Source organism: Enterobacter sp. E14S (genome assembly GCF_055666685.1).
In genome coordinates this window covers 42,531-69,263 of the sequence record NZ_JBVODQ010000015.1, presented here as the reverse complement: position 1 = coordinate 69,263, position 26,733 = coordinate 42,531, and the positions used below count along the sequence as shown (strand labels likewise).

The following is a 26,733-nucleotide window of genomic DNA, read 5'->3' as shown; positions in this document are numbered from 1 at the left end:
TTACGCTTTATCACTCGACGAGGGGGATGATTCGGAAACGGACGCAGCGGGCTTCACTTCCGCCGTTTTTGCCACCGGCTCTTCCGGCTGCGCCTGTTTTTTCAGTTCGGTTTCCTGCGGCGTCTGTTCTGGCGCGGCAGCCTGATGTTCAGCGCTGGCAGGCGTTACGCCCTCGCGCTGCTCCTCGCTGCCCTTAACCACCGGGTTATGGATGGTGTTCGCTTCATCGCTCGCTTTTTCAGGATCGTTAACGCTATAGGAGCGCTTCATCGATTCCGCCGCTTCGCGCAGCTCATCCATTGACGCTTTCAGTTCCGGCGTCAGGTTATCCATGCTCGCCTTCTCGACCTTTTTCAGGCTTTCCTGGAATTCCTGCAGTTTAAGCTCCTGCGCCAGTTCATTCTGAACGGTCGATGCCAGCGATCTCAGCGCACGAACCCAGCCCGCAACGGTTTTCACTGCCACCGGCAGACGCTGCGGCCCCAGCACAATCAGGCCAATCACAAAGACCAGCAGAAGCTCACTAAAACCAATGTCGAACACGACTTACACCTGCTCTTTATCGTGGCGTTTAGCGTCTTCCTTTTTGGCTTCTTCTTGCTTGTCGGCGATGGATTTAGCAGTAAAGTCAGCGTCCTGGCTGGTTTTATCCTGCTTGCTCTCATCATCGCTCATCGCTTTCTTGAAGCCTTTGATAGACGCGCCCAGATCGGAACCAATAGAACCGAGCTTTTTGGTGCCAAACAGCAGCACGACGATGACGGCAATAATGACTAATTGCCAGATACTGATACCACCCATACATGTTCCTCAGGGATAGATGATTAAAGAGTCAGGTCGCATTATACGTATGCGACCCGTCGATAGCGACGCACGCTCAGCGCGTTTTTCGCCAGCCTGCTAGCCAGACTACCACCCCGCCAGCCATCAGCCAGGCGGGCATCATCTGCCAGTCCGGACGATTGATCAGCAGCAGCGTACCGCTCAGCAGTAGAGTAGCGCCTATCCCAAAGAGATAGCGTGACTGCCCCTGGCGAACACGGCTGGACTGAAGTTCGCGGGCGATTTTATCCATGCTGTGCTGAAGGTTCTTGCTCTGACGCAAACTGTCATAAACCAGTTCAGGAATTTCAGGCATTTTTTCTATCCAGAACGGGCCTTTCTCTTTCAGGGAGCGCACCAGCGCCGGAATGCCAACCTGATCCTTAATCCAGGATTCAAGGAAAGGTTTCGCGGTCTTCCACAAGTCTAACTGAGGATAGAGCTGTCGGCCTACACCCTCAACGTAAAGTAATGTTTTCTGAAGTAAAACTAGCTGTGGCTGAACTTCCATATTAAAGCGGCGAGCCGTATTGAACAGGTTTAACAGCACGTGCCCGAAGGAGATTTCCGCCAGCGGTTTTTCAAAAATCGGTTCACAAACGGTCCGGATCGCGAACTCGAACTCTTCGACATTGGTGTCCGGCGGCACCCAGCCGGAATCGACGTGCAGCTCGGCCACCTTACGGTAGTCGCGGTTGAAGAACGCGATGAAGTTCTCAGCCAGATACCGTTTATCTTCTTTGTTCAGCGACCCCACAATCCCGCAGTCGATACCGATATACTTCGGATCCTCAGGATGCTCGTAGCTTACGAAGATATTGCCCGGATGCATGTCCGCATGGAAAAAGCTGTCGCGGAACACCTGGGTAAAGAAGACCTGTACTCCACGCTCGGCCAGGAGCTTCATGTTCGTTCCCTGTTTCTCCAGGGCGACCACATCCGAAACCGGAATACCGTATATACGCTCCATCACCATCATGTTCTGGCTGCAGTAGTCAGAATAGACTTCAGGTACATAGAGCATCGGGCTGTTTTCAAAGTTGCGACGCAGCTGAATGGCATTCGCCGATTCACGCAGCAGGTTAAGCTCATCAATCAGCGTTTTTTCATATTCCCGCACCACTTCCAGTGGACGAAGGCGACGCCCGTCCGGCAGCAGGCGTGGCACCCAGCGCGCCAGCCGATAAATCAGCTTCATGTCCGCTTTGATGACTGGCAGGATGTCCGGACGAATGACCTTAATAACGACTTCTTTGCCGTTTTCTTTCAGACGCGCGGTGTGCACCTGCGCAATAGAGGCCGATGCCAGTGGCTTAATATCGAAATCGTCAAACCAGGTCTCGACGGGGACATTTCCCATCGCCTCTTCAATTTGCTTTTTCGCGCGTGCGCCGTCAAACGGTGCGACGCGATCCTGCAGCATCGCGAGCTCATCGGCAATCAGAGGCGGAAAGAGATCGCGGCGGGTCGACAGCATCTGTCCGAATTTAATCCAAACCGGGCCGAGCTCCTGCAGCGCCAGGCGCAGACGCTCACCCAGCGGTTGACCTTTATGGCGATTGGGCATCCAGAAGAGCATCCGCCGCCAGATACGAAGCGGCAGCGTGATACGCATTTTGGGGATAAGCTCGTCGAGCCCGTAGCTCAAAAAGGTGCGAATAATAAAATAGAGGCGCCGAATTTCACCAGGCGTCATTTGCCCTCCAGTTTTTCCAGCCGTTTGGTTAACGCATCAACCGCACGTTCAACAGCAGCGGTCTCTTCCGCAAACCATGCAACTTCCAGTGGCCCGGGCGCCATTCGCCACTCCTCAGTCAGCACTTCCGCCGCATAGCGTTGCTGGCGCTGGAGGCTTTTACGCGCAAAGGAGGCGCCACCATGAAGGACTTTCCCGATACCTTCGGCGGCAATGTCGCCGATAAAAGGCGCGAGCAGCTCCGCCGGATCGAACTCCGCCAGATCGGTGAGCGCAACGAAGTTCTGCACGACCTGAATGTCGCCCTCCACTTCCAGCTCACCGCTGCGGATAAGCGCCGTTAACTGCTGGCGATCGCGCAGTTTTGGCAGCACGCTCATGTGCGTGATGACCGAGCAGTCGGCTTCACCTTCCCACGCCCCCAGAACGTCAAGCTGGCGTTCGCTGAATACCAGCACAAGCGGCGTCGAGAACTCTTTTAAAACAATGCGTAATACCTTTCCGTTAAGCCGCTGACGTGCAGCTTTCAGCGCCGGGGCGCGATACAGAAAAGCGTTCAATACATTCTCGATGCCTGCGGAGACTAAGGGTTTAAAGGGCACGGGACACCTCCACTCAGAATTTGTAACCGCGATGCAGCGCGACGACACCCGCCGTCAGGTTGAAATATTCAACGTTCTCAAATTCCGCGTCCTGCATCATGGCTTTTAATGTGTCCTGATCCGGGTGCATACGGATAGACTCCGCCAGATAGCGGTAGCTTTCAGCGTCGTTAGCCACCAGCTCACCAATACGCGGCAGCACGTGGAAGGAATAGGCGTCGTAGGCTTTGCTCAGCGGCTCAATGATCGGTTTAGAGAACTCGAGCACCAGCAAACGTCCACCCGGCTTCAGCACGCGGTACATGGAGCGCAGCGCTTTTTCTTTATCGGTCACGTTACGCAGACCGAAAGAGATCGTGATGCAGTCAAAGGTATTGTCCGGGAATGGCAGCGCTTCGGCGTTTGCCTGCACATACTCGACATTCCCCACCACGCCGATGTTACGCAGCTTTTCGCGTCCCATTTTCAGCATGGAATCATTAATATCGGCGAGAACAACGCGACCGGTTTCGCCCACCAGACGGGAGAATTTCGCGGTTAAATCGCCCGTACCACCGGCTAAATCCAGCACCGTTTGTCCACGACGTACGCCGCTGCAGTCAATGGTGAAGCGCTTCCACAAACGATGAATGCCGAACGACATCAGGTCATTCATCACATCGTACTTCGCCGCCACGGAATGAAATACGTGGGCCACCATGTCAGCTTTCTGCGCTTTGGCGACAGTCTGAAAGCCAAAGTGCGTTGTGTCTTGTGAATCGTCAGCCATCTTAGAGCCTGCTTATCAGTAAAATGTTCGTGAAGTGTAACAGATTGGGCGCGTTTGCCCTACGTTTCAACCACCGCGAAAGAAACGCGCTGGAGTCTCGTCTGGTGATAAATCCGCCGCTAACGTGTTGTCTTCACTGTTTGTCTTTTGTTCGTCCGCGCCTTCTCGCAGGCGAAATTCGTCGTCCTGGGCGGTGGCCTGTTCGACCAATTCCGGATTAATCTCGCGTTTAACCTCAACCCCCAGGCTGCGGAATGATTCAGCCTGTGCCAGCAGATTGCCGCGTCCGGAGGTGAGTTTTTTCATCGCCTGGCGGTAGTTATCCTGCGCACGATCCAGGCTCTGCCCGACTGAAGACATGTCGTCCACGAAGAGGCGCATTTTGTCGTAAAGCTTGCTGGCACGATCGGCAATCTGCTGCGCGTTGCGGCTCTGGTGCTCATAGCGCCACAGGTTCGCAATGGTGCGTAACGCCACCAGCAGCGTGGTGGGGCTGACCAGCATAATGTTATTTTTGAGCGCTTCGGTGATAAGTTCAGGCTGTCTGTCGAGTGCCAGCAGGAACGCGGGTTCTACCGGGATGAACATCAGGACATAGTCCAGCGAGCGCAAACCCGGCAGCTGCTGGTAGTCTTTTCTGCCAAGCAGGCGAATATGATTACGCACGGAGGCAATGTGCTCCTGCAGCGCAGACTCGCGCATGAAGTCATCGTCCGCATTAAAGTAACGTTCATATGCCACCAACGTCATTTTGGCGTCAATCACCACATCTTTACCCTGCGGCAGCCGCACAATCACATCCGGCTGCATGCGAGAGCGGGCATCGTTTTCGATACTCACCTGCGTTTCGTATTCGTATCCTTCGCGCAGACCAGAGGCCTCCAGCACGCGGGTCAGCACCACTTCTCCCCAGTTGCCCTGGGTTTTGTTATCCCCTTTCAGCGCGCGGGTCAGGTTGACCGCTTCCTGCGCCATTTGCGCATTCAGCTGTTGGAGATTGCGAATCTCATGCGCCAGCGTGTGTCGCTCGCGGGCTTCCTGACCAAAGCTGTCCTGCACCTGACGGCGAAAACCGTCCAGCTGTTCGCGCAGCGGCGTCAGCAGGCTGTTCAGGCTCTGGCGGTTCTGTTCGTCAACGCGGCGGTTGCTGTGCTCAAAAATTCGGTTGGCGAGGTTCTCAAACTGTTCGCTGAGGCGCTGCTCGCTGTTGATCATCTGGCGGATTTTGTCTTCCGCATGCAGCTGGGTGGATTCAAGGCGGGTAGTGACTTCGCGGAGATCGGCCTCCAGTGACGTGTTGATGTCTCGCAGGTTACGCAGCTCGTTGTTAAGCAATTCGCACTCGTCGCGCCAGTGTTCGCTCAGAGCAAGCTGCTGTTTTGCCGCGCTTAAATCGGCGACCATCTCTTCTCGCTCGGCCAGCTGGTCGGCCTTCTGCTGCGCATGCTGGTAGCTGGAAATCAGCCAGCCAATCCCTAAGCCCACCAGCGCAATCACCGCGTAAATCAGGATCGAGATATCCACAATGCCCCCTGCATCAACGTATTACCCGCACAAAATAGAATTGTGCTGTATAAACGTCCAGTTTGAAAGGGTTTTCCTGCGAGGCGCTACGCAAAAAATAAAGGCCGAACGCGTCGGCCTTTGATTTCAGAAGAGAGGATTAGATCAGGCGACGCGCTGCTTCCACCACGATTTTCACTGCATGACTTTCGGTCTGCTTCATGGTTTCGGCGTTCGGGATCTCCTGCTGGGTGCGGTTGACGATCACGCCCGCCACCATACCGGCACGCAGACCCTGGCTTGCGCACATGGTCAGCAGCGTTGCGGATTCCATTTCGTAGTTCATCACGCCCATGGACTGCCACTCTTCCATTGAACCTTTGAAACGGCTTACCACGCGGCCTGAGAAGGTGTCGTAACGCTCCTGGCCCGGGTAAAAGGTGTCGGAAGAGGCGGTGACGCCCACGTGGGTCGTTGCGCCCACGGATTTCGCGGCTTCAACCAGCGCGGTGGTGCATTCGAAATCAGCCACTGCCGGGAATTCCATCGGTGCAAAGTGCAGGCTTGCGCCGTCCAGACGAACGGACGCGGTCGTGACCAGCACGTCGCCGACGTTGATGTGAGGCTGGATAGCGCCGGTGGTACCGATACGCAGGAAAGTACGAATGCCCAGCTGCGCCAGCTCTTCAACAGCAATAGACGTAGACGGACCACCGATACCGGTAGAGCACACGATCACCGCTTTGCCATCCAGCTCTGCGCGCCAGGTGGTGAACTCACGATGGGCAGCCAGCTTGACCGGCTTATCCATCAGCGCGGCGATCTTTTCCACACGCTCAGGATCGCCAGGGACGATAGCGAGCGTAGCCCCTTGTAAATCGTTTTTGGTGAGGCCGAGATGAAAAACATCAGACTTAGACATAAGTGACTCCTCTGTGGGTCGGTTAGTCAGAAGAAGTAAAACGGTACTTTACAGAAGCAGTAAGCATATTTTCGTGACACACCTCACCATGAATGAAAATGATTACATTGAATTTCCATAAAAAAGTGATTCACATCACATTAACAAGTTATATCGCCAGGTGCTGCACAAAAGATAGACCGTTTAAGGCACTGTGAGTTGTTAACCTGGTGTCTATATTTACCTTTGCGCTAACTCATTGGTACGGAGAATGCCATGACTGAAAAAACCGGTTTTGCACCTGCTGCGGCCCCACATGCTTCAACCATCGTGTCGACGCCAGAAGCGGCAATTACCGCGGGTGAGACCTCCATTCCCTCGCAGGGGGAGAATATGCCTGCCTGGCACGCACGGCCAAAATCGGCAGAGGGCCCGCTGCCCATCGTGATTGTGATTCAGGAGATATTTGGTGTTCACGAACACATTCGCGACCTCTGCCGCCGGCTGGCGCTGGAAGGGTATCTGGCCGTTGCGCCAGAGCTCTACTTCCGTCAGGGCGATCCGAACGACTACAGCGATATTCCAACATTGCTCAGCAACCTGGTGAGCAAAGTCCCGGACGCGCAGGTGCTGGCCGATCTCGACCACGTCGCCAGCTGGGCGGCGCGCAACGGCGGCGATCCGCATCGTCTTCTGGTCACCGGTTTCTGCTGGGGTGGACGCATTAGCTGGCTGTATGCCGCGCATAACCCGCAGCTCAAAGCCGCTGTCGCCTGGTACGGCAAACTGGTGGGTGAGAAAACGCTGAATTCACCGAAACATCCCGTCGATATCGCCACGGAGCTAAACGCCCCCGTGTTAGGGCTTTACGGCGGTCAGGACACCGGTATTTCGCTGGATTCGGTAGAGACCATGCGCCATGCGCTCCGTGCGGCCAATGCGAAGGCGGAGATCGTGGTGTATCCGGATGCCGGGCACGCGTTTAACGCCGATTATCGTCCGAGCTATCACGCAGAATCAGCCAAAGATGGCTGGCAGAGAATGCTGGCGTGGTTTAGCCAGTACGGCGGTAAGAAAGCGTAATAAAAAAAGCCCGGTGGCGGCTATGCCTTACCGGGCCTACGCATCATCAAGCCTGACGCAGGTTCTGCGCCGCCTTCACCATGTTCGCCAGCGCCGCGCGCGTCTCCGGCCAGCCGCGGGTTTTCAGTCCGCAGTCCGGGTTCACCCACAGGCGCTCTGCCGGAATGTGCTGGGCCGCTTTTTTCAGCAGGGCTTCAATCCACTCCACGCTCGGCACGTTCGGGGAGTGAATGTCGTACACGCCCGGCCCGATTTCATTCGGGTAGTCGAACTCTTCAAACGACTCCAGCAGCTCCATGTCTGAACGCGAGGTCTCGATGGTGATCACGTCGGCATCGAGCGCGGCAATCGAATCCATGATGTCGTTGAATTCGCAGTAACACATGTGGGTGTGGATCTGGGTGTCGTCCTTCGCCACCGCGGCGTTGATGCGGAACGCCTCCACGCCCCACTGCAGGTAGGCATCCCAGTCGCTGCGGCGCAGCGGCAAGCCTTCGCGCAGCGCCGGTTCGTCAATCTGAATAATGCCAATGCCTGCCGCTTCCAGATCCGCCACCTCATCACGCAGCGCCAGGGCGATCTGTTTGGCAATGGTTTCACGAGTCACGTCTTCACGCGGGAACGACCAGCAGAGAATGGTCACCGGACCGGTGAGCATCCCTTTTACGGGCTTGTCGGTCAGGGACTGGGCATACTTCGCCCACTCCACGGTGATCGCTTCCGGGCGGCTGACGTCACCGATAACCACCGGCGGCTTCACGCAGCGGGAGCCGTAGCTCTGCACCCAGCCGTTCTGGGTAAAGACAAAGCCGTCCAGGTGCTCGCCAAAGTATTCCACCATGTCATTACGTTCGGCCTCGCCGTGCACCAGCACGTCCAGCCCCAGGCGTTCCTGCTCGATAATCGCCTGCTTGATGTGTTCGGCGATGCCGGTGCGATAGTGATTCGCATCCAAGTTGCCCTTCTTGAAGTCCAGACGCAGGCCGCGGATCTCCGTAGTCTGCGGGAAAGAGCCAATTGTGGTGGTCGGCCACGCAGGCAGATTAAAGCGGGCGCGCTGCGCTTCGGCGCGCACCTCGTAAGGGCTCTGCCGCTGGCTGTCCCGGGCGGTGATGGCCGCCAGGCGTTTTTCCACCGCCGGGTTATGCACGCGCGCCGAGTGACGACGCGCCTGGATCGGGGCGCTCCATTCGGTAATCGCCGCCGTGTCGCCGCTGTTCAGCGCGTCGCGCAGCAGCGTCAGCTCTTCACATTTTTGCAGGGCGAAGGCAAACCAGCTTTTCACCTCGGCATCCAGACGGGTCTCCACGTTCAGATCGATCGGGCTGTGCAGCAGCGAACAGGACGAGGCCACCCACAGCTCACGTTTGCCGACGATGTCTTTGATTTGTGCGTATTTCTCCGTGAGATCGGCGCGCCAGACGTTACGGCCGTTGATCAGCCCGGCAGAGAGCAGCCAGTCCGCTGGCAAACGCTTGTGCAGCTCCGCCACATCATCTTTACCGTGTACGAGGTCAACGTGCAGGCCCTGGACCGGCAGCGCGGTAATGGTCTTCAGGTTCGGCGTCACGCCTTCAAAATAGGTCGTCAGCAGGAATTTTACCTGACCGGTGAGTGCGTCATACGCCGGTTTGAAGGCATCGAGCCATGCCTGCGGCAGTTCGAGTACCAGCGCAGGTTCGTCGATTTGCACCCACTGAATGCCGCGTTTGCCTAGCTCACTCAGCACCTGTTTGTAGACCGGCAGAATATCTTTCAGCAGGCTGAGTCGGTCAAACGGCTCGCCCTTTACTTTGCCCAGCCACAGGTACGTTACCGGCCCGAGCAGCACCGGCTTCACCTGGTGGCCCAGCGCCAGCGCTTCGTCCACCTCGTCCAGAAGCTGCGTCCAGGTCAGCCTGAACTGCTGGTCTTTGACGAACTCCGGCACCATATAGTGATAGTTGGTGTTAAACCACTTGGTCATTTCCGCCGCTGCCGCTGGCTCACCCGTTGGCGCGCGGCCACGGCCGATGCGGAACAGGGTATCGATATCTACCGATCCATCTTTGTTCTGATGACGAGCCGGTACATTACCAAGCAGCAGGCTGGTCGTCAGAACATGGTCGTACCAGGCGAAATCGCCCACCGGCAGCAGGTCAATGCCCGCCTGTTTTTGCTGATCCCAGTGGCGGGCGCGCAGCTCGCGTCCTACCGCCAGCAGTTCTTCGCGGGTGGCATTACCCGCCCAGTAGCTTTCTTGCGCTTTTTTCAGCTCGCGACGCAGGCCGACGCGAGGGAAACCGAGAGTGTGATTGCGGATTGTCATGGTGTGCCCCTTGTGAAATTCGTTATTTAGACGTCCAGATGTTTACACTTCTATAATTGGCAGGTACTGTATATTCCTCAAGCGCAATATGTTCATGGCGAAGTGAAGGACTTTCATGATCGAGATTAAACACCTGAAAACGCTACAAGCGTTGCGGAACTGCGGTTCGCTCGCGGCGGCTGCGGCCACGCTGCACCAGACCCAGTCTGCCCTTTCTCACCAGTTCAGCGATCTGGAACAACGCCTCGGCTTCCGTCTTTTTGTGCGTAAGAGCCAGCCGCTACGCTTTACGCCGCAGGGTGAAATTCTTCTTCAGCTGGCGAATCAGGTACTGCCGCAAATCGCAAGCGCGCTGCAGGCGTGTAACGAACCGCAGCAGACCAAACTGCGCATCGCCATTGAGTGCCACAGCTGTATTCAGTGGCTGACCCCCGCGCTTGAGAACTTCCGCCAGAAGTGGCCGCAGGTGGAGATGGACTTCAAATCCGGCGTGACCTTTGACCCGCAGCCATCGCTGCAGCAGGGCGAGCTGGATCTGGTCATGACCTCCGACATCCTGCCGCGCAGCGGCCTGCACTATTCGCCGATGTTTGATTATGAAGTGCGCCTGGTGCTGGCGCCGGACCACCCGCTGGCCGCCAAAACGCGCGTCACGCCGGAAGACCTGGCGACAGAAACGCTGCTGATTTATCCGGTCCAGCGTAGTCGTCTGGATATCTGGCGCCACTTCCTGCAGCCGGCAGGCATTAGCCCGCAGCTGAAAAGCGTGGATAACACCCTGCTGCTGATTCAGATGGTGGCGGCCAGAATGGGTATCGCGGCGCTGCCGCACTGGGTGGTGGAGAGTTTTGAACGCCAGGGTCTGGTGCAGACCAAAACCCTGGGTGAAGGATTGTGGAGCCGACTGTACGCCGCCGTGCGCGATGGCGAGCAGCGTCAGCCGATTACGGAGGCGTTTATTCGCTCAGCGCGGAACCACGCGTGCGACCATCTTCCGTTTGTGCGGAGCGCGGAGCGACCCATCGGCGATGGACCCACAGCGAAGCCAGGATCACCGCTCCCCCAATAATAAAGCTCGGCCAGTGCGGCTGTTGCTGCCAGATGGCGAGGTTGACCAGCAGCCCTGCCGGGACATGCACGTTGTTCATAATCCCCAGCGTACCGGCGTCTACCTGCGTAGCGCCGTAGTTCCACATGAAGTACCCCAGCCCTGACGCCACTACGCCCAGCCAGACCAGAACGCCCCACTGCACGGCGGTGGTCGGCAGCTTTTGCGGATTACCGAGCATAAACCACGCCGCTACTGCGACAATCGCGGCGCCCATATAGAACCAGGCAAACGCGTTGTGCTGCGGCATCGGGCGGGTTTCCATCAGACGTTTGTAGCCCACCATGCCGATGGCGAAGCTGATGTTGGCAAGCTGGACGAACATCAGCCCGGTCCAGAAGTGATCGCTGACTTTGTCATAGCGAATAATCGCCGCGCCGATCACCGCCAGCGCGGCGCTCAGCAGGTATCCCCAGCGCAGACGGCGTCTGCTGAGCAGGTCGTAAATCAGTGTGATATAGAGCGGCGTCAGCACGGTAAAGAGCAGGAATTCGGAGACGGACAGGTAGACGTAGGCCCGGAAGCTGAACAAATACATGATGCCGAGCTGCATCGCCCCCACCAGCATATACAGAACAATCGTTTTCAGCGATTGCCCGCGCGTGCGCAGAAACGGCAGGAACACCAGCGCCGCCAGCCCCACGCGCATCAGCACCGAGAAGTAGCTGTCGACCGAACCGGCAAGGTATTCGCCAATCAGGCTAAAGGAGAAGGCCCACAGGATAGTGGTGATAATGAGTAGCGCCACAATGCTTGTCTCTCAGAAAGAAGGAGAGGCATTGTAGCGAACTCTTTAGTTGACAACTGAGCAATAAACAACCGAATGAAGATTATTCAAGGAACAGTTTACGCAGATACTTCGGTACCGCGTTGTCAGCGTTAGAACCAATCACTTCCAGCTCAGGGTGCAGATCCTTCAGACGCTGGTGCGCGTTCTGCATGATGCAGCCCTTGCCCGCCATCGAAAGCATCTCGGCGTCGTTCATGCCGTCACCGAAGGCGATACAGTCTTTCAGCCCGAAGCCCAGACGTTTCGCAACCGCTTCCAGCGCGTGACCTTTAGAGACGCCACCCGCCATTACTTCCAGACAGGTCAGGGTTGAGAAGCTCACGTTGACGCGATCGCCCCAGCGGGCGTTGATCGCCTGTTCCAGCGGGAGCAGCTCTTCGTGGCTATCACAGGTGAAGAACACCTTGCTGATCCCTTCCGGCTCCAGCAGGCCCGGTTCGTAAAGGGAGTAGTTGAATACCGCTTCCTTGAAGAAACGCATTTCGTCCGGACGGTGGCGGTTCATAAACCAGTCGTCGTCGCGGTAAACGTTAGTGACGATAGCCGGGTTGTTATGCACCACGCCGAACAGATCGGCGGCAATATCGCGATCCAGATTGTGGGTAAAGATCAGGTTGCCGTCGGTATCATGCACGCGCGCACCGTTAGAGGTGATCATGTACGATTTGATCTCAAGATTATCGCGGATCTGCCCCACGTCCACGTGGTGGCGGCCGGTGGCGAACACAAAGTTCACGCCACGGGCAGTCAGGAGTTTTAAGGTCTCTTTCGCGTAAGGCGACAGGGTGTGGTCGGGGGAAAGCAGCGTGCCATCTAAATCAGATGCAACAACCTGGTACATAGGGATTTCAACCTCTGGTGGAAAACAAGAATCAATTATGCCTGTTGAAAAATTCAACAATGGCGTTAAGCGCGACTGAGCGCATAGCGTCCTTTTCAAAAAGGATCTCATGGAACGCGCCGTTAATGACCAGCGGTTTACCCCCTTCACAAGGGTGACCGGCTGCAGCGCGCAGTTCACAATAGCGGTCATGCATGCGGTTATCCACCACACGCTCTTCTTCCGCCTGGATCAGAAGCGTCGGCGTGTCATCATCGCCTACGCCCGCCAGCACCTGCTCACCGGCCAAAATCCCCTCCCGCACCCAGTGCCAGGTCGGTCCGCCGACGCGCAAGCGCGGTTCATCGGCATAAAAGCGCAGATTGCGGCGATAACGCTGCCGGCTATGGGTTAAGACGTTGATGGCGAACGGCAGCGCGCGCCAGCGTCCTGTGCCAATGGCGTAACCTTCACGAATGCGCTGATGGCCCTCAGCCCAGTCAAGAAGATGGCGCACCATCCAGTCAGGAAAACGGATCACGATACCGTACATCGGCGCGGTGAGCGCAATGGCGTCGCACTCGTGCGCGTAACGCTGCAAAAACAGCGTCGAAATGGCGCCGCCCATGGAGTGCGCAAGAATATACCGCTTGCGCCAGGGGCCGGGCTGAACGTCCTGCTGCCAGAACGCGGCAAAATCGTCAACGTAATCGCTGAAGCGATCGACGTGCCCACGGTGCGTGTCCGGCAGCATACGTCCCGACAGCCCCTGTCCACGATGGTCGATGATCAGGACATCGAACCCCATATGGACCAGGTCATAGGCCAGCTCGGCGTATTTAACGTAGCTTTCAATACGCCCGGGGCAGACCACAATCACCCGGTCATTTTTTTCATTTCGGAAACGAACGAAACGCACCGGGACGCCCCCGACGCCCGTAAACTCATCTTCCTCACGCTGCCGCCAGAAATCGGTCAGCGGCCCCATAGAGAAAGCAGCAAAAGCGTTTTCTCGTGTTTCCCAGTCCTTTTTCTGCTGAAACATTGGGTTTCCACTCACGTAATCCAGGGAATATCGTTTTTTTCGTCACCGGTCACAAAATGACTCAATAATAGCGTATTGTGGCATAAAAATAGACGGTTCGGGAGTTTCAAATGACCTTCGAATGGTGGTTCGCCTACCTGCTGACATCCATTATCCTCAGCCTTTCTCCGGGTTCGGGTGCTATTAACACCATGACCACCTCCATCAACCATGGCTACCGCGGTGCGGCGGCGTCGATTGCCGGTTTGCAGACCGGGCTGGGCATTCATATTGTGCTGGTCGGGATCGGTCTGGGGACCCTGTTCTCCCGCTCCGTGCTGGCCTTTGAGGTGCTGAAATGGGCCGGGGCAGCGTATCTGATTTGGCTCGGCATCCAGCAGTGGCGCGCGGCAGGCTCCATCAACCTGAATACGCTGGCTCAGACGCAAAACCGCGGCCATCTGTTTAAGCGCGCGGTGTTCGTCAACCTGACCAACCCGAAGAGCATCGTTTTCCTCGCCGCGCTGTTCCCGCAGTTTATCGTTCCGCATCAGCCGCAGGTGATGCAGTACGTGGTGCTGGGCGCGACCACCATTATCGTCGATATCATCGTGATGATTGGTTACGCGACGCTGGCGCAGCGAATTGCGGCGTGGATTAAAGGGCCTAAGCAGATGAAGGCCCTGAATAAAGTCTTTGGCTCGCTGTTTATGCTGGTTGGCGCGCTGCTTGCGTCAGCGCGTCATGCTTAGCGAGAAATAATGAGATGAATGCCGAAGCCGGCGAACAGCGCGCCGGCGAAGCCGTCAATCCACTTCGCGATACGCTGGTAGCCGCGGCGCATCGCCGGTAAGGCGAACAGGCTGGCCACGATGGTAAACCAGGCAAAGGTTTCAACGACGATCAGCAGGAAGATGCCCCAGCGTGCGCCCGCGCCGACGCTATCGCCGACAAACAGCGAGAACACCGAGCCGAAATAGATAATCGCTTTCGGGTTCGCCAGATTGGTCAGCAGCCCTTTTACAAAGCTGCGGCCGCCCGTTGCCAGCTCGACCTTCGGCTCTTGCGGTTTTTTCTCTTCTTTCTTGAGCGCCCCGCGCAGCATCTGATAGCCCATCCAGCACAGGTACAGCCCGCCGCCGACCATAATGATGTTATGCAGCCAGGCCATCTTCGCCAGGATAAGGTTCAGACCGAGCAGCGCAACGGCCGCCCAGACCATAACGCCCATGGTGATACCGAGCACGCCCATCATCGCCTCTTTGCGGGAGCGGCTGACGGCCGTTTGTGATACGAAGAAAAAATCCGGGCCGGGGCTCATCAGCGCAACGATGTGCACCAACGCCACGGTGAGAAATAGCATTAACATAATTAGCTCGCGGGGAAATAATTTAGTGAGTCATCATCCTGGCACTTTTTCGCCCGGCTGACTACTCCTCATCATCACCGTCGGCGTGAGAGCGGATGAGCGCCATAAACTCTTTACCGAAGCGCTCCAGCTTGCGCGTTCCCACGCCGTTGACGCTGAGCATTTCGCTGGCGCTGAGCGGCATCTGCTCGGCCATCTCGATCAGCGTCGCGTCGTTGAACACCACGTAAGGCGGGATGTTTTCTTCGTCGGCGATGGCCTTACGCAGCTTGCGCAGTTTGGCGAACAGCTTGCGGTCATAGTTGCCGCCGTAGGATTTCTGCATCACGCGTGGCTTCAGGGCGATGACGCGCGGCACGGCGAGCTTGAGTTCAACGTCACCGCGCAGGACCGGACGCGCCGCCTCGGTCAGCTGCAGGGCGGAGTGCTGGGCAATGTTCTGCGTGGCGAAGCCGAGGTGGATCAGCTGGCGAATGATGCTCACCCAGTGCTCGTGGCTCTGCTCCTTGCCAATACCGTAGACCGGCAGCTTGTCGTGGCCCATATCGCGGATACGCTGGTTATTGGCGCCGCGCAGCACCTCCACCACGTAGCCCATCCCGAAGCGTTGATTCACACGGTAAATGGTCGAGAGCGCCTTACGCGCGTCCATCAGGCCATCGTACTGCTTTGGCGGATCGAGGCAGATATCGCAGTTGCCGCACGGCTCCTGGCGCCCTTCACCAAAGTAGTTGAGCAGAACCAGACGGCGGCAGGTTTGCGCTTCGGCAAACGCGCCCATCGCGTTGAGCTTGTGGCGCTCGATATCCTGCAGCTGTCCCTGCGGCTTCTCTTCCAGACAGCGGCGCAGCCATGCCATATCGGCCGGATCGTAAAACAGCATCGCTTCCGCAGGCAGACCGTCACGCCCGGCGCGACCGGTTTCCTGATAGTAGGATTCGATATTGCGCGGAATGTCGAAATGCACCACAAAGCGCACGTTCGGCTTGTTGATCCCCATCCCAAACGCCACCGTCGCGACGACGATTTGCAGGTCATCGCGCTGGAATTTCTCCTGTACGTCGGCGCGGATGTGGTTCTCTAATCCGGCGTGATAGGCGGCGGCGCTAAAGCCACGGTTTTGCAGACGCGCGGCGGTGTCTTCCACCTTCGCACGGCTGTTGCAGTAGATGATGCCGGACTTGCCGCGCTGCTCCTGGACGTAGCGCAGGAGCTGATCCAGCGGCTTGAACTTTTCCATCAGCATATAGCGGATGTTTGGGCGGTCGAAGCTGCTGACCTGAATATAGGGGTCGTTCAGCCCGAGCAGGCGAACGATATCCAGCCGCGTGGTGTCATCCGCCGTGGCGGTAAGCGCCATAAACGGCAGCTCGGGGAAACGCTGACGCAGCTGGCCGAGGGCCGCGTATTCCGGGCGGAAATCGTGTCCCCACTGGGAAATACAGTGCGCTTCATCCACCGCCAGCAGCACCGGGTTCCAGTGCGCCAGCTGATCGAGGAAGTTATCCAGCATCAGGCGTTCCGGCGCGATATACAGCAGGCGGATCTGTCCGGTGCGACAACCGGCCATCACCTCTTGCTGCTGCTCCCGGGTTTGGGTCGAGTTGAGACAGGCCGCCGCCACGCCGTTGGCGAGCAGCTGGTCAACCTGGTCTTTCATCAGAGAAATAAGGGGGGATACCACGACCGTCAGGCCGTTAAGCACCAGCGCGGGCACCTGATAACAGAGGGACTTGCCGCCACCGGTCGGCATTACCACCAGGCAATCACGACCTTCCAGCACCGTTTCAATGATGGTTTCCTGGCCAGGGCGGAACTGCTGGTAGCCAAAGGTTTCATGCAAAACCTGTTTAGCCAGCGACTCCTGATTCAATACTTCCGCCTGCGCCACGTTAACCCCATATGCCAGAAATGAAACAGGCGCTATTTTCAGCGCCTGAGAGAGAAACTTCAACGTTTAACGCAAAAACATTCGAACAGCCTAGAGAATATCGTTCAGCATCACGCCCACGCCGACGCGGGTCTGGTTGAAGTTGTAATCGATAAGCGACTCGCCGTAACCGCTGTACACCTGCGTATAGATACGGACATGCTTCGTCATTGGATAGCTTAAGCCCACTTCCGCACCGCCGTAGCCGGTGTTCCAGTTGTACTGGCCTTTGGCGCTGAGCACGGCATCACCCAACTGATAGCCGACTTTGAGCTGGTAGTAGCCCATATATTTGGTGATATCCGGGTTGTCGTCAGTGCTGCCGACTACATACCACGGCTTCACTTCCACCATCCAGTTACCGTTCTGCGCCATCAGACGCGTATAGGCGCGGTTCCAGCTGCGTGATGTCGGGTCAGAGCGACCGTTGGAATCGTGGTTAAAGCCCACTTCGACGTCACGCAGCGTCCAGCCCGCAAACTCATAATCCGTTGCAAAACCGAGGAACAGCTGCGGCTCATAGTTGGTTTCACGGAACGGTGAGGACTCTCCGCTGTTAGAGAGCTGCCACCAGGATTTCTGCGTGTAAGACGCCCCGAGCACCGAGTTCGGCCCCAGAATACCGCGCCAGAACGGGAACGCGAGGCTGAGCTGGAACTTCACCTCATCTTTACGCGCATTATCAGACCAGTTATAGGAGCTTATCGCCTCTTTGTTGAGATCGCTGGTCTGGGTATAAATCACGTAGTTGGTGTCATACGGATAGAGCGTGAACGGATTGTCATGCTCCTGAAGAAGGTTCGCGATAATGCTACCGTGAACGGCAGGTTTATCATGCACCTCTTTGATCGTCGCTTCCTGCGCATATGCTGTGAGGGGCAGCGCAACCGCCGCCAGTAACCAGGCCAGATACGTCCGCATCGGTGGTGTTCTCCTGCAAAAGAGTAAAATTAGCTGAATAGTTATGTGGCGAACATTCTACAGACTTCTGCGACAACTGCTGCATCCTCGTTTCTGAAAGTGGAATTCCTTGTTGCCGAGGCATAAAATCAACATTTCGTTAACAATAAGGATGTGATGCCTCATGTCAGCCATGCTTACCGCCGAAGAAGTGTTAAAACTCGTGGGCGAGATTTTTGTTTACCATATGCCGTTTAACCGCGCGCTGGGACTGGAGCTGGAACGTTACGAGAAAGACTTTGCCCAGCTGAGCTTCAACAACCAGCCGATGATGGTAGGTAACTGGGCGCAAAGCATTTTGCACGGCGGCGTGATTGCCTCCGCGCTGGACGTGGCGGCAGGTCTGGTCTGCGTGGGCAGCACGCTGACCCGCCATGACACCATCAACGAAGACGAACTCCGCCAGCGTCTGGCGCGCATGGGCACCATTGATTTGCGCGTCGACTATCTTCGCCCGGGGCGCGGAAATCGCTTTACCTGTTCCAGCAGCCTGCTGCGCGCGGGAAATAAAGTTGCCGTGGCGCGCGTTGAATTACACAACGAAGAGCAGGTGTATATCGCCAGCGCAACCGCCACTTATATGGTGGGTTGAGGCGGCAAAATCGGGTAAAATTAATTCACTTTTATGTAACGGATTTTCCCGATGGATGCTAAACAGACGCGGCAGGGCGTTTTACTCGCCCTTGCCGCTTATTTTATTTGGGGTATCGCCCCGGCGTATTTCAAGCTTATCGCCTACGTTCCGGCCGATGAGATCCTGACTCACCGCGTTATCTGGTCATTCTTCTTTATGATTGCGCTGATGAGCCTAAGCCGTCAGTGGTCGGGCGTCAAAACGCTGCTGCAAACCCCGAAAAAGATTTTCCTGCTGGCGCTCTCCGCAGTGCTGATTGGCGGCAACTGGCTGCTGTTTATCTGGGCGGTGAATAACCATCATATGCTCGAAGCGAGCCTGGGGTACTTCATTAACCCGCTGGTGAATATCGTGCTGGGGATGATTTTCCTCGGTGAGCGCTTCCGCCGGATGCAATGGGTGGCGGTGATTCTGGCCTTCTGCGGCGTACTGGTGCAGCTCTGGACCTTCGGCTCGCTGCCGATTATTGCCCTCGGTCTGGCGTTCAGCTTTGCATTCTACGGCCTGGTGCGTAAGAAGATTGCGGTGGAAGCGCAGACGGGGATGCTGTTTGAAACCCTGTGGCTGCTGCCCGTGGCGGCGATTTATCTCTTCGGCATCGCCGACAGCGCCACCAGCCATATGGGCAGCAACCCGTGGTCGCTGAACCTGATGCTGATGGCGGCGGGCGTGGTGACCACCATTCCACTGCTGTGCTTCACCGGTGCCGCGACGCGCCTGCGTCTCTCCACGCTGGGCTTCTTCCAGTACATTGGCCCGACGCTGATGTTCCTGCTGGCGGTGGTGTTCTACGGTGAGGTGCCGGGGGCGGATAAGATGGTGACGTTCGCCTTTATCTGGGTGGCGCTGGCAATCTTTGTTGCGGATGCGATTTATACCCAGCGCAGGGTGCGCAAAGGGTTGTGATGTTGCCCTCACCCTAACCCTCTCCCACTGGGAGAGGGAATTCGATCGTAGGGCGGGTAAGCGCAGCGCCACCCGCCAGATTTTTACAGCCAGTTACGACGCTTAAAGTACAGATACGGCGCCAGCCCCGCGAGGATCATGAAGATAATCGCCCCCGGGTAACCAAAGCTCCACTTCAGCTCCGGCATAAACTCAAAGTTCATCCCGTAGCTGGACGCCACCAGCGTCGGCGGCAGGAACACCACGGACACCACCGAGAAGATCTTGATGATGCGGTTCTGCTCGATGTTGATAAAGCCCATCGCCGCCTGCATCAGGAAGTTGACCTTCTGGAACAGAGATTCGTTGTGCGGCAGCAGGGATTCGATATCTCGTAAGATCTCGCGCGCCTGCTCCAGCTGACCGCCCGGCAGACGCGCCTTGCGCACCAGGAAGTTCAGCGCGCGCTGGGTATCCATCAGACACAAGCGCACCTTCCAGCCGATATCTTCCAGCTCCGCCAGCGTGGAGAGCGCTTCGTCGTACTCATCGCCCTGATGGCCTTCCATGATCACGCGGCTCAGCTTTTCCAGATCGCTGTAGATGTTTTCAATTTCGTCCGCCAGCTGTTCAATTTTGGTCTCGAACAGATCGAGCAGCAGCTCGTAAGCGTTACCGTCCACCATTGCCTGGCTGCGGGCGCGCATGCGGTAGAGGCGGAATGCCGGCAGCTCGCGCTCGCGCAGGGTAAACAGACGGCCGTCGCGAATGGTAAACGCCACGGTGGAGTTACCCGCGTGGTCTTCCGCATCTTCAAAGAAGAAGAAGGAGTGAATATGCAGACCGTCTTCGTCTTCAAAAAAACGCGCGGATGCTTCAATGTCTTCCAGTTCCGGGCGGGTTGCCAGGCTTTGCCCCAGTTCAGATTGTACGCGAAGGCGTTCATCGTCGTCCGGCTCGACCAGATCCACCCATACGGCATCAATGAGGGGCTGTGACTCTTCGGCTTCAAGCCGAGTCAGTCGGTTATTTTCGAGTTGAAATGCGCTCAACATGACCGGGACTCCCAATGCAAAAAATATCGGACAGTTCGGTGGGCACACAGAAACAAATTGGGTTTCAGACCATTAAACAGCCTGACTCAGCGCGACGGGAATAATGCAGGTCGCTGACAACCACTAAGGCCATCAGCAAGAGGAGATAGCCTTAGGAGTTGTTCCTGGATGACAGGGAATTGAGCCAGTATCTACTGGGTGTGTCCAAGGCGAATGTCCTCTTAGCGTAATCGTGCGCGCATGTTACGCCAGCTATAACTGTGGCGTCAACACGCAACGGAACGCTGAAGGGCATTAATTGACCTTCACTGTATAAGGCTAGCAGATTATTACAAAATAATGATATTTTTCTGAATGTTAGACTGTTTCCAGCTTCGCATAGGCTGCCACCAGCCATTTGATCCCCTGCCCCTGGAACGCTACCTGCAGGCGGCTGTGCTCGCCGCTGCCTTCCAGATTCACAATAGTGCCTTCGCCAAACTTCGAATGGCGCACGCGCTGGCCCAGCTTGTAGCCGGTGTCGGTTTCCGCAATCGGCGAGCCCATGCGCTGATGGCTGACCGGACGGCTGATGCTCGCCCGCAGACGCACCTCTTCCACGCACTCCTCCGGCAGTTCGCCGATAAAGCGCGACGGACGGTGATAGACCTCTTTACCGTACAGACGTCGGGTTTCGGCGTAGGTTAGCGTTAGCTTTTGCATCGCACGCGTCACGCCCACGTAGGCCAGTCGACGTTCCTCTTCCAGACGCCCGCCTTCATCCAGCGACATCTGGCTCGGGAACATTCCTTCCTCCATCCCGACGATGAACACCTGCGGGAACTCCAGACCTTTGGCGGAGTGCAGGGTCATCAGCTGAACCGCATCCTGCCAGGTGTCCGCCTGCCCTTCACCCGCTTCCAGCGCGGCGTGGGAGAGGAACGCCTGCAGCGGCATCAGGTCTTCGTCTTCTTCGTTGTAGCTGAACTGGCGCGTTGCCGTGACCAGTTCCTCTAAGTTCTCAATACGGGTCTGCCCCTTCTCGCCTTTCTCCTGCTCGTACATGGTTCGCAGGCCGGAGTCTTTAATCACCCGGTCGGTCTGCACGTGCAGCGGCATGTCGGCGGTTTCCTGCGCCAGGGCGTCAATCAGCTCAAGGAAGCGCTGTAATGCGCTGGCGGCACGTCCGGCGAGGGCTTTTTCCTGGAGCAGCTCGCGGCACGCCTGCCACAGCGTCAGCTGGCGATCGCGCGAGGCCTGACGCACTACGTCCAGCGTACGGTCGCCAATGCCGCGCGTCGGCGTATTGACCACGCGTTCAAACGCCGCGTCGTCGTTACGGTTCGCAATGAGGCGCAGATACGACAGCGCATCTTTGATTTCCTGACGCTCGAAGAATCGCATGCCGCCATAAATGCGGTACGGCATGCTCACCTGCAGCAGCGCCTCTTCCAGCACGCGCGACTGGGCGTTGCTGCGGTAGAGAATGGCGCACTGCTCCAGCGCGCCGCCGTTGTCCTGCCAGGTTTTGATGCGGTTCACCACGAAGCGGGCTTCGTCGAGCTCGTTGAAGGCGCAGTAAATCGAAATCGGTTCGCCGTCGACGCCGTCGGTCCACAGCTTTTTACCCAGACGCCCGTTGTTGTTTTCAATGAGGGCGTTGGCCGCGCTCAGGATATTGCTCGTTGAACGGTAGTTCTGCTCCAGACGGATGGTTTCCGCGCCGGGGAAATCGTTGAGGAAGCGCTGGATATTCTCCACCTGCGCCCCGCGCCAGCCGTAGATCGACTGGTCATCATCGCCCACGATCATCACCTTGCCGGTATCACCGGCCAGCAGGCGGATCCACGCGTACTGAATGTTGTTGGTATCCTGGAACTCGTCCACCAGGATATTGGTGAAGCGTTCGCGGTAGTGCTGCAGGATGTGCGGTTTGTTCAGCCACAGCTCGTGGGCGCGCAGCAGCAGCTCGGCGAAATCCACCAGACCGGCGCGATCGCACGCTTCCTGATAGGCCTTGTAAACGTTCTGCCAGGTCTGCTCGACCGGGTTGCCGAAGCTCTGAATGTGGTGCGGGCGCAGCCCTTCGTCCTTCTGGCCGTTGATGTACCACATCGCCTGACGCGGCGGCCACTGCTTCTCGTCGAGGTTCATCGCCTTGATCAGGCGCTTCAGCAAGCGGAGCTGGTCTTCGCTGTCGAGGATCTGGAAATCCTGCGGCAGGTTGGCGTCCATATGGTGCGCGCGCAGCAGGCGGTGCGCCAGGCCGTGGAAGGTGCCAACCCACATGCCGCCCTGGCTGGTGCCCATCAGCTGGGCGATACGGTGGCGCATCTCTGCCGCCGCCTTGTTGGTGAACGTCACCGCCATGATGGAGTACGGGGAGCAGTTCTCCACGCTCTGCAGCCAGGCGATACGGTGAACCAGCACGCGCGTCTTACCACTGCCCGCCCCAGCCAGCACCAGCATGTTGGTGCGCGAGGCGGCAACCGCGTCACGCTGTTTGTCATTAAGGCTGTCGAGCAGGTAAGAAACGTCCATTGGCACCGTCACGTCATGTCGGGCAGGCGAAGCGCATTCGCCAAAACCCTGTTAATTTATACAGAACAATTGATGATTATATCAGCGTCGTGAGGGATGCCAACCGCGAAATTTCCACGTGCGGCAGAAGACGGCTATCGGAGGCGATCATCAGGTCAGCGTTTTCCGGCTTGATCCAGCAGGCCTGCATGCCGCAGCGGATAGCGCCCGCCACGTCTGTGGTCAGGTCATCCCCCACGTGCAGGATCTCACCCAGCGGCAGGTTAAGCTTATCTGCCGCCAGATGGTACATGTCACTGAACGGCTTCGCGCGCCCGTGAGGACCCGCACGCAGCACGAATTCAAAGTAATCGCTCAGGCCAAACAGCTCCGGCTGGGCATTGCCGTTGGTGATGGCCACCAGCGGCCACTTTTCGGCAAGCTTCGCCAGCGTGTCGTGGGTCTCCTGCGGCACGTCGATACGGCTGCGCCATTTGGCAAAGTTTTCCATGGCCGCTTCAGCACCGATGGCCGCATCCTGCGCGCTCAGGCCAGCATTGAGCATCGCCTGCTCGACCGCACGACGACGCCATTCGGTCACGTCGTGGTAAATGTCCGGCTCGGTTTCCCGCAGGGACTGACGGAGCTTCTGAAAGTCCTTGTTCTGTATCGCTTTCAGCGCGGGATGGTAGTTCTGCACAAACGCCAGCGACTCCTGCTCGGTACGCAGGATCACCTCGCGGTTGTCATAAAGGGTGTCATCAAGGTCAAACGTCAGGGCTGAGATCTGACCGAGTGGGCGGTAAAAACGCATTATTTCCCCCGTTTGGCGCGTGGATGCGCCGCGTCATACACCGAGGCAAGGTGTTGGAAGTCTAAGTGGGTATAGATTTGAGTGGTCGACAGGTTCGCGTGGCCAAGCAGTTCCTGCACGCCGCGCAGATCGCCGCTCGACTCAAGCATGTGTGTCGCAAAGGAGTGGCGCAGCTTGTGCGGATGAACGTGGCTGTTCAGCCCCTGCTTAATGCCCCACTCTGCAAAGCGCTTCTGGACGTTACGCGCCGAGATCCGTTTGCCGAGCTTCGACAGGAACAGCGCATCCTCTTCGCTGCCAAACAGCCCGCGCAGGTCAAGCCAGTGCTCAATCCAGGAAACCGCATTGCGGCCAATCGGCAGGCGGCGCTCTTTGCTGCCCTTGCCCATCACCCACACTTCACCGGACTCCAGATCGAGGTGTTTGATATCAAGATTAACCAGCTCTGAAAGACGCAGCCCGGCACCGTACATTACCTCCAGCATCGCGCGGTCGCGCACGGCGAGCGGATCGTTAAGGTCGATATCCAGCAGGCGATTTACGTCGTCAACGTCGATATTTTTAGGCAGATGGCGCGGCGCTTTCGGCGCGGCGATCCCCTTTGCCGGGTTGGCTTTTAAGCCCCCCTGGCTGACCAGCCAGTCGAAGAAACTGCGCAGCGCTGAGAGCCTGAGCGCCAGGCTCGCCGGGCTGAGATTTTTTTTACGGCTACGCACGACGAACCCGCGCACCGTCGCAGCGTCACATTGTTGCCAGCTTTTCAGGCCGATTTCGTCGGCGATCTGCATGATGGCATCAAGCTGACGCTGATAGTTAAGCAGCGTAATGGGGCTAAGCTGACGCTCCACGCCCAGATAGCGCATAAAGCGCGAGACGTCAGTGGCGAGCAGTCCGTCCGTCATACGCGCTCAATCCAGCGCTCCAGCAGCTCGGGCAGCATCAGGGCGATCTCCTGCAGCAGGTGCGTGGCTTGCCCCTGCTCATAGTGATGCGCATCGCGGCTGGTAAATAACATGACTCCCAGATCGCCATCGCGCCCCATCAGCGACATTGCCACCGAGCCAATCGCTTTGGCTTCCGGTAACACCACCAGCAGCTCAGGCCCGTTCAGCGGCCCCAGATAGTGGTGCTCATGGCCCAGACGCTGAATGCGCAGCGGTTCAAACGCCTGACGGCTGAGCGCCAGATGGGTGAACCCCGACGGTGCGCCAATGCGCCAGCGGTCAGGGAAAAGACGAATCGTTGCGCCCGCCAGCCCCAGCTCGCGAGCCCAGCGGTGGAAGCGGCTGAGGAACTCGTCAAGACTGTGCGCCGACGCCAGACGCGCCTGCAGATGCAGCAGACGATAGAACAGGCTTTCGTTGGTGCTGGCCTGCTCCATCAACAGCGTCATATTCTCTTCAAGCTGATTGATGTGGTTGCGCGAGCGCGCCATGTGCCATTCGACCAGCGACACGGTCCCGCGAACCGGATGCGGCACGCGCATCTCTTCGACGACGCGCGCATTGCGAATAAAAAACTCAGGATTGCGCAGCAGATAATCAACAACAGCTCTGTCGTCCAGTTCCGTCACTGTTTCCTGCAGTTCTTCCCCTGGTTGTTTCATAGATGGATAAACCCGTCATAGACATGTGCCGCCGGGCCAGTCATATACAGTGGATGACCCGGTCCTTTCCAGGCGATATCAAGCCGACCGCCCGGTAACTCCACGCGAACCTCTTCTGCCAGTAACCCCTGGGAGATGCCAACGGCCACCGCTGCACAGGCACCGCTTCCGCAGGCCTGCGTCTCGCCCGCGCCGCGCTCGTAAACCCGCAGGCGAATGTGCTCGCGCTTCACCACCTGCATAAAGCCGATGTTCGCGCGCTCCGGGAAACGTTCGTGGCTTTCCAGCACCGGGCCGAGCGTTTCGACCGCGGCGGTTTCCACATCATCAACCTGAATCACGCAGTGCGGGTTACCCATTGAGACGACGCCGCACAATACTGTCTGCTCGGCTGCACGCATAATATAGGTCTTTTCCGCTTTGTTTGCGCGAAACGGCACGACGGAGGGCTCGAAGTTAGGCTCGCCCATGTTCACGCGCACCAGCTCATCATCGGTGACGCTGAGCACCATGCGGCCATTGGCCGTGCTGACGCGAATATCACGCTTGTTGGTCAGCCCTTTCAGGCGGACAAAGCGGGCAAAACAGCGCGCGCCGTTGCCGCACTGGTTAACTTCGCTGCCGTCCGCGTTAAAAATACGGTAGTGGAAATCGAGGTCGGGATCGTACGGTGGCTCGACCACCAGCAGCTGATCGAACCCCACGCCCAGATGCCGATCCGCCAGGCGACGGATCAGTTCCGGGGAGAAAAACACATTCTGCGTTACCGCGTCGACGACCATAAAATCGTTGCCAAGGCCATGCATTTTAGAGAACTGCATCATTTGCTCCATTGCGCGGGTACAGAACGTTGTCGTCAGAGATTAACCTGAGTCGGGCCACCGTTGTCGCCACGATCGTTAGTATTTGGCGTGGTGGACTCAATGCCGCTTTGCACGGGTTTCGTCGGCGGCGGCGCGGTTTTATCCGCCGGTGGGAAGTACAGTGGTCCCTTCAGTCCGCAGCCAGTCAGGCTAAACAGCGTGATGAGAACGGCAAGCGTTCGGAAAGCGTTTTTCATTATAAAGTTGCCCGTAAGTTCAAATCTGTTTCTATCATCGCAGGAGAAGACACAAAAGCAAGAGTTTGCCGCTTTCCTGCAACGGGAATTATTTAGGGTTATACTGCCGGCATCACGAAAAACAGGAACAAAACCATGAACGACAGTGAATTCCATCGCCTTGCCGACAACCTGTGGATGACCATCGAAGAGCGTCTTGACGACTGGGACGGCGACAGCGATATCGATTGTGAAATCAACGGCGGCATTCTGACCCTGAGCTTCGAAAATGGCAGCAAAATTATTATTAACCGCCAGGAGCCGCTTCACCAGGTCTGGCTGGCCGCGAAACAGGGCGGCTATCATTTCGATCTGAAGGACGGGGAATGGGTTTGCGACCGCAGCGGCGTACCGTTCTGGGATCTGCTGGAACAGGCGGCGACCGCGCAGGCGGGTGAGGCTGTGAGTTTCAGATAGTTTTGTTGCCGGGTGGCGCTGCGCTTACCCGGCCAACGG

At 57.4% G+C, this 26,733-nt stretch carries 28 protein-coding genes; 6 read left to right on the top strand and 22 right to left on the bottom strand.

Features of this window, described 5'->3' with window-relative positions:
• The 7 genes from tatB to udp form a co-directional block, all read right to left on the bottom strand.
• Window positions 1–543, bottom strand: coding sequence for a Sec-independent protein translocase protein TatB (tatB, locus tag ACZ6J2_RS21040; RefSeq protein WP_064673078.1), 543 nt, complete (start codon window positions 541–543; stop codon window positions 1–3).
• 3 nt (window positions 544–546) lie between these two features.
• Window positions 547–801 carry a Sec-independent protein translocase subunit TatA gene (tatA, locus tag ACZ6J2_RS21035; protein WP_023309609.1) on the bottom strand — a complete coding sequence of 85 codons (255 nt, stop codon included), beginning with the start codon at window positions 799–801 and terminating at the stop codon, window positions 547–549.
• Window positions 802–877: 76 nt separating this feature from the next.
• The gene (gene ubiB / locus ACZ6J2_RS21030; protein WP_029741825.1) at window positions 878–2,518 is read right to left on the bottom strand and encodes a ubiquinone biosynthesis regulatory protein kinase UbiB; all 1,641 of its coding nucleotides are present in this window, start codon (window positions 2,516–2,518) and stop codon (window positions 878–880) included.
• Window positions 2,515–3,120 carry a ubiquinone biosynthesis protein UbiJ gene (ubiJ, locus tag ACZ6J2_RS21025; protein WP_032644779.1) on the bottom strand — a complete coding sequence of 202 codons (606 nt, stop codon included), beginning with the start codon at window positions 3,118–3,120 and terminating at the stop codon, window positions 2,515–2,517. Before ubiJ ends, ubiB begins: the two co-directional genes overlap by 4 nt.
• A gap of 13 nt (window positions 3,121–3,133) precedes the next feature.
• On the bottom strand, window positions 3,134–3,889 hold the full coding sequence (gene ubiE / locus ACZ6J2_RS21020) for a bifunctional demethylmenaquinone methyltransferase/2-methoxy-6-polyprenyl-1,4-benzoquinol methylase UbiE (RefSeq protein WP_023309612.1): 756 nt from the start codon (window positions 3,887–3,889) through the stop codon (window positions 3,134–3,136).
• Between the two features lie 66 nt (window positions 3,890–3,955).
• On the bottom strand, window positions 3,956–5,413 hold the full coding sequence (gene rmuC, locus ACZ6J2_RS21015) for a DNA recombination protein RmuC (protein ID WP_471726574.1): 1,458 nt from the start codon (window positions 5,411–5,413) through the stop codon (window positions 3,956–3,958).
• 139 nt (window positions 5,414–5,552) lie between these two features.
• Window positions 5,553–6,314: a uridine phosphorylase gene (udp, locus tag ACZ6J2_RS21010; protein ID WP_003860792.1), complete on the bottom strand. Its 762-nt coding sequence runs from the start codon at window positions 6,312–6,314 to the stop codon at window positions 5,553–5,555.
• Between the two features lie 255 nt (window positions 6,315–6,569).
• Between udp and ACZ6J2_RS21005 the strand changes: the two genes are divergently transcribed.
• Entirely contained in the window at window positions 6,570–7,376 is an 807-nt protein-coding gene (locus ACZ6J2_RS21005) for a dienelactone hydrolase family protein (RefSeq protein WP_214577594.1), read from the top strand.
• 46 nt (window positions 7,377–7,422) lie between these two features.
• Here ACZ6J2_RS21005 and metE read toward each other — a convergent pair whose 3' ends face one another.
• Window positions 7,423–9,684, bottom strand: a complete 2,262-nt coding sequence (gene metE / locus ACZ6J2_RS21000) for a 5-methyltetrahydropteroyltriglutamate--homocysteine S-methyltransferase (RefSeq protein WP_471726573.1) — start codon at window positions 9,682–9,684, stop codon at window positions 7,423–7,425.
• Window positions 9,685–9,799: 115 nt separating this feature from the next.
• Between metE and metR the strand changes: the two genes are divergently transcribed.
• A complete protein-coding gene (gene metR / locus ACZ6J2_RS20995) occupies window positions 9,800–10,753 on the top strand; it encodes an HTH-type transcriptional regulator MetR (protein WP_033146893.1) in 954 nt (317 codons plus the stop codon).
• Here the strand turns inward: metR and ACZ6J2_RS20990 are convergent.
• The 3 genes from ACZ6J2_RS20990 to pldB all read right to left on the bottom strand — a co-directional run bounded on the left by ACZ6J2_RS20990 (window position 10,641) and on the right by pldB (window position 13,447).
• A complete protein-coding gene (locus tag ACZ6J2_RS20990; protein WP_032665167.1) occupies window positions 10,641–11,540 on the bottom strand; it encodes a carboxylate/amino acid/amine transporter in 900 nt (299 codons plus the stop codon). The two genes, metR and ACZ6J2_RS20990, sit on opposite strands and share 113 nt — an antisense overlap.
• An 82-nt stretch (window positions 11,541–11,622) precedes the next feature.
• Window positions 11,623–12,423: a sugar/pyridoxal phosphate phosphatase YigL gene (gene yigL / locus ACZ6J2_RS20985; RefSeq protein ID WP_029741831.1), complete on the bottom strand. Its 801-nt coding sequence runs from the start codon at window positions 12,421–12,423 to the stop codon at window positions 11,623–11,625.
• A gap of 31 nt (window positions 12,424–12,454) precedes the next feature.
• The gene (gene pldB / locus ACZ6J2_RS20980) at window positions 12,455–13,447 is read right to left on the bottom strand and encodes a lysophospholipase L2 (protein WP_063440061.1); all 993 of its coding nucleotides are present in this window, start codon (window positions 13,445–13,447) and stop codon (window positions 12,455–12,457) included.
• Between the two features lie 110 nt (window positions 13,448–13,557).
• Between pldB and rhtB the strand changes: the two genes are divergently transcribed.
• On the top strand, window positions 13,558–14,178 hold the full coding sequence (gene rhtB / locus ACZ6J2_RS20975) for a homoserine/homoserine lactone efflux protein (RefSeq protein WP_008501533.1): 621 nt from the start codon (window positions 13,558–13,560) through the stop codon (window positions 14,176–14,178).
• On the opposite strand, the gene rhtC is transcribed toward rhtB, so the two are convergent.
• The 3 genes from rhtC to pldA form a co-directional block, all read right to left on the bottom strand.
• Window positions 14,175–14,795 (bottom strand): threonine export protein RhtC, encoded by a 621-nt coding sequence (gene rhtC / locus ACZ6J2_RS20970; RefSeq protein ID WP_025757538.1) that lies wholly within the window; start codon window positions 14,793–14,795, stop codon window positions 14,175–14,177. The two genes, rhtB and rhtC, sit on opposite strands and share 4 nt — an antisense overlap.
• Window positions 14,796–14,856: 61 nt before the next feature.
• Window positions 14,857–16,686 carry an ATP-dependent DNA helicase RecQ gene (gene recQ / locus ACZ6J2_RS20965; protein WP_471726572.1) on the bottom strand — a complete coding sequence of 610 codons (1,830 nt, stop codon included), beginning with the start codon at window positions 16,684–16,686 and terminating at the stop codon, window positions 14,857–14,859.
• Between the two features lie 90 nt (window positions 16,687–16,776).
• Window positions 16,777–17,646, bottom strand: a complete 870-nt coding sequence (pldA, locus tag ACZ6J2_RS20960; RefSeq protein ID WP_045357184.1) for a phospholipase A — start codon at window positions 17,644–17,646, stop codon at window positions 16,777–16,779.
• Window positions 17,647–17,809: 163 nt separating this feature from the next.
• Between pldA and yigI the strand changes: the two genes are divergently transcribed.
• Window positions 17,810–18,277 (top strand): acyl-CoA thioesterase YigI, encoded by a 468-nt coding sequence (yigI, locus tag ACZ6J2_RS20955; RefSeq protein WP_032644790.1) that lies wholly within the window; start codon window positions 17,810–17,812, stop codon window positions 18,275–18,277.
• A 51-nt stretch (window positions 18,278–18,328) separates the two neighbouring features.
• On the top strand, window positions 18,329–19,225 hold the full coding sequence (rarD, locus tag ACZ6J2_RS20950) for an EamA family transporter RarD (protein WP_023309622.1): 897 nt from the start codon (window positions 18,329–18,331) through the stop codon (window positions 19,223–19,225).
• An 83-nt stretch (window positions 19,226–19,308) separates the two neighbouring features.
• On the opposite strand, the gene corA is transcribed toward rarD, so the two are convergent.
• The 8 genes from corA to lptM form a co-directional block, all read right to left on the bottom strand.
• Window positions 19,309–20,259: a magnesium/cobalt transporter CorA gene (corA, locus tag ACZ6J2_RS20945; protein ID WP_008501540.1), complete on the bottom strand. Its 951-nt coding sequence runs from the start codon at window positions 20,257–20,259 to the stop codon at window positions 19,309–19,311.
• Between the two features lie 151 nt (window positions 20,260–20,410).
• Entirely contained in the window at window positions 20,411–20,467 is a 57-nt protein-coding gene (gene ysgD, locus ACZ6J2_RS20940; protein WP_212743980.1) for a YsgD/CorL family protein, read from the bottom strand.
• A 149-nt stretch (window positions 20,468–20,616) separates the two neighbouring features.
• The gene (uvrD, locus tag ACZ6J2_RS20935; RefSeq protein WP_033146899.1) at window positions 20,617–22,779 is read right to left on the bottom strand and encodes a DNA helicase II; all 2,163 of its coding nucleotides are present in this window, start codon (window positions 22,777–22,779) and stop codon (window positions 20,617–20,619) included.
• A 76-nt stretch (window positions 22,780–22,855) separates the two neighbouring features.
• The gene (gene yigB / locus ACZ6J2_RS20930) at window positions 22,856–23,572 is read right to left on the bottom strand and encodes a 5-amino-6-(5-phospho-D-ribitylamino)uracil phosphatase YigB (protein WP_371899698.1); all 717 of its coding nucleotides are present in this window, start codon (window positions 23,570–23,572) and stop codon (window positions 22,856–22,858) included.
• Window positions 23,572–24,474: a tyrosine recombinase XerC gene (xerC, locus tag ACZ6J2_RS20925; protein ID WP_471726571.1), complete on the bottom strand. Its 903-nt coding sequence runs from the start codon at window positions 24,472–24,474 to the stop codon at window positions 23,572–23,574. Before xerC ends, yigB begins: the two co-directional genes overlap by 1 nt.
• Complete coding sequence (locus ACZ6J2_RS20920; protein WP_023309626.1) at window positions 24,471–25,178, bottom strand: DUF484 domain-containing protein; 708 nt, start codon at window positions 25,176–25,178, stop codon at window positions 24,471–24,473. The genes xerC and ACZ6J2_RS20920 overlap by 4 nt, the downstream gene beginning before the upstream one ends.
• On the bottom strand, window positions 25,175–25,999 hold the full coding sequence (gene dapF / locus ACZ6J2_RS20915) for a diaminopimelate epimerase (protein ID WP_008501545.1): 825 nt from the start codon (window positions 25,997–25,999) through the stop codon (window positions 25,175–25,177). Before dapF ends, ACZ6J2_RS20920 begins: the two co-directional genes overlap by 4 nt.
• A gap of 35 nt (window positions 26,000–26,034) precedes the next feature.
• Window positions 26,035–26,238, bottom strand: a complete 204-nt coding sequence (gene lptM, locus ACZ6J2_RS20910) for an LPS translocon maturation chaperone LptM (RefSeq protein ID WP_014885650.1) — start codon at window positions 26,236–26,238, stop codon at window positions 26,035–26,037.
• A gap of 135 nt (window positions 26,239–26,373) precedes the next feature.
• Between lptM and cyaY the strand changes: the two genes are divergently transcribed.
• A complete protein-coding gene (gene cyaY / locus ACZ6J2_RS20905) occupies window positions 26,374–26,694 on the top strand; it encodes an iron donor protein CyaY (protein WP_023333807.1) in 321 nt (106 codons plus the stop codon).
• Window positions 26,695–26,733 lie beyond the last annotated feature (39 nt).